Origin of the sequence: Arthrobacter sp. I3 (assembly GCF_000520575.1) — a bacterium.
Lineage (GTDB): Bacteria > Actinomycetota > Actinomycetes > Actinomycetales > Micrococcaceae > Arthrobacter > Arthrobacter humicola_A.
Genome location: NZ_KI914916.1, coordinates 139,574 through 142,330, shown reverse-complemented (window position 1 = coordinate 142,330; position 2,757 = coordinate 139,574). Strand labels below are relative to the sequence as shown.

The following is a 2,757-nucleotide window of genomic DNA, read 5'->3' as shown; positions in this document are numbered from 1 at the left end:
CGCCGTAGCCAACGGAGCGATGGAGTGCCAGTATTTCACAGCGGGTTCCATGACGCCGGCTTCTGTGCGCCGTGATCCGGGCTTGAGCTCCGGCGATTACGCGATACGGTTCGGCAGCGTTGGCGGCCGCACGTTGATGACCGTGCGCATCCCCTGTGCTTCGTATTCGGTCACGGTCAGCATTGCCGGCGACACGATCACGCCGGATCCGGGGACACTGGAAAGTTCCCTGGGCACGTGCAACTTCCCGTGGGACCAGGAACAGGCCCGGATGAAACGATAACTTCAGGCTCCACTTCACTTTGCCCAGCGGGAGACTGGAATCGTGCTACACAACGCGGAATGGGGAATCACCCTCTACCGGACCCCCTACGAGGCCGGCTGATCCCCCGGTCCCGCCTAAAGGGCGCCAGGCGTGCCGCGGGAGGGGCGCGAGGCTGAGGGCCCGCGGGAATAAGAACCGCCGCCACCATGTTCGTTTCCGGTGTGAAGAACATCGGATTCCTGTCCTTCGGCCATTGGACCGACCACCCGGATTCCGGCACGCGCACCGCGTCGGACGCGCTGTTGCAGGCGATCGACCTCGCGGTCGCGGCCGAGGAGCTGGGTGCGGACGGCGCCTACTTCCGAGTCCACCACTTCGCGCAGCAATACGCCTCCCCGTTCCCGCTGCTCGCTGCGATCGGGGCCCGGACAAGCCGCATCGAGATCGGCACCGGCGTGATCGACATGCGCTACGAGAACCCGCTCTACATGGCGGAGGACGCTGGCGCGGCCGACCTGATCGCGGGCGGCCGGCTGCAGCTGGGCATCAGCAGGGGTTCACCCGAGCAGGTCATCGACGGATGGCGTTACTTCGGCTTCGCCCCCGCCGAGGGCGAGTCGGACGCCGACATGGGCCGCAGGCACGCCGAGCGTCTGCTCGAGGTCCTCACTGGCAAGGGTTTTGCGGCGCCGAACCCCCGCCCGATGTTCCCGAACCCTCCGGGCCTGCTGCGCGTGGAGCCGCACTCAAGGGGGCTGCGCGAGCGCATCTGGTGGGGCTCCGGCTCGAACGCCACGGCCATCTGGGCGGCGAAGCTCGGCATGAACCTGCAGAGCTCCACGCTCAAGGATGATGAGAGCGGCAAGCCCTTCCACGTCCAGCAGGCCGAGCAGATCGAGCTCTACCGGCAGGCCTGGAAGGAGGCGGGGCACGAGCGGGAGCCGCGCGTCTCGGTCAGCCGCAGCATCTTCGCGCTGACGGACGAGCGCGACTGGCAGTACTTCGCCCGCGACCGCCACAGCTCCGACCAGGTGGGCAACATCGACGAGAAAACACGCGCGGTCTTTGGCCGCTCCTACGCCGGTGCCCCGGACGAGCTGGCCGCAAAGCTGGCCGAGGACGAGGCGATCGCCGCGGCAGACACCCTGCTCCTCACGGTCCCGAACCAGCTCGGTGTCGACTACAACGCCCACGTCATCGAGTCGATCCTGAAGTATGTGGCGCCGCAGCTCGGCTGGCGCTGACCCCTCGTGACAGATTCCCCGGGCGCCGCGCCGTCGACACTTGCGGGGTCCAGCATTGCAACGCCAGTGCGACGACGCCGGTCCAGCCGGCACTCACCAGCGCGGCAGCCTTGACGCCGGACGCCACCTCGGCTGAGGCACAGGACGGGCGGCCGCGATGCGCTCGCGACCGCCCGCAGCGACCGGGTGCACCCTGGGCTTAGCGCACCGACTTGCGCTCGTAGATCGCCATCGACCAGGCGTACCCCGCGACCACAAGCACGACGCACCACCCGATTGCCAGCACCGGGCTCCAGTCGAGCGGGGTGCCGAGCAGCAGCCCGCGGATGGCCTCAATGAACGGCGTGAAGGGCTGGTACTGCGCGAACCACTGCAGCCATTCCGGCATCGACTCGGTCGGCACAAAGCCGCTGCTGAGGAAGGGCAGGAAGGTCAGCACGAGGGGGAGGTTGCTGGCGGTCTCGGCCGACTTCGCCTGCATGCCCATGGCCACCCCGAGCCAACTGATCGCGTACGCGATGAGCACGATCAGACCTGCGGCGGAGATCCATTCGACAAACCCGGCGGTCGGGCGGAAGCCAATCAGGAGGCCGACGCCAAGCACGAGCACGACGGCGATAATCGCCTGGATGGTATTGCCGAGCACGTGCCCGGCGAGCACCGCGGCCCGCGAGATCGCCATCGTCCGGAACCGCGCGGTGATGCCCTCGGTCATGTCCATCGACACGGTAGTCGCGATGCCGCCTGCGCTGCCGGCGATGGTCAACAGCAGGATGCCCGGCATGACGTAGGCGACATACGCCTCGCGCCCGCCAGCCGGATCAGCGCCGGGCAGGCCGGCCCCGAGCGTGCCGCCGAACACGAACACGAAGAACAGCAGCAGGACTACCGGCCCCACGATGGTGAACACCGACAGGCCCGGGTAGCGCAGCATGTGCAGCAGGTTGCGGCGCAGCATCGTCACCGAGTCGGCAATGACGTGCGATTGCTGGCGGGTGCCCGGGGCCGTCCGGCGCTTGGCGGCGATGGTGGTCATGATTCGATTCCCTTCGTCTCGACCCGGCCGGTGAGCGCGAAAAACACGTCATCGAGGTCCGGGGTGTGGATGCTGAGGTCGTCGACCTCCAGGTTGGCCGTGTCGAGGCGGTCCAGCACGGTGCGCAGCGCGCCGACACCGCCGTCGCTCGGCACGGTGAGCGAGAGCCCGGCGTCGTCGCGGGCGGATTCGCCGAGCAGCCGGGAGGCGGC

General features: G+C 68.3%; 3 protein-coding genes and 1 pseudogene. 2 read left to right on the top strand and 2 right to left on the bottom strand.

Annotated features, from left to right (window positions below):
- The coding region (locus tag Y706_RS29730; protein ID WP_216699119.1) for a hypothetical protein at window positions 1–283 on the top strand (283 nt) is incomplete at its 5' end.
- 203 nt (window positions 284–486) lie between these two features.
- Window positions 487–1,509 carry an LLM class flavin-dependent oxidoreductase gene (locus Y706_RS0108710; RefSeq protein WP_028276305.1) on the top strand — a complete coding sequence of 341 codons (1,023 nt, stop codon included), beginning with the start codon at window positions 487–489 and terminating at the stop codon, window positions 1,507–1,509.
- Between the two features lie 199 nt (window positions 1,510–1,708).
- On the opposite strand, the gene Y706_RS0108705 is transcribed toward Y706_RS0108710, so the two are convergent.
- Window positions 1,709–2,545: an ABC transporter permease gene (locus Y706_RS0108705; RefSeq protein ID WP_043435522.1), complete on the bottom strand. Its 837-nt coding sequence runs from the start codon at window positions 2,543–2,545 to the stop codon at window positions 1,709–1,711.
- Window positions 2,542–2,757: pseudogene (locus Y706_RS24420) on the bottom strand (ABC transporter); the annotation flags it as partial. The gene Y706_RS0108705 and the pseudogene Y706_RS24420, both read right to left, overlap by 4 nt.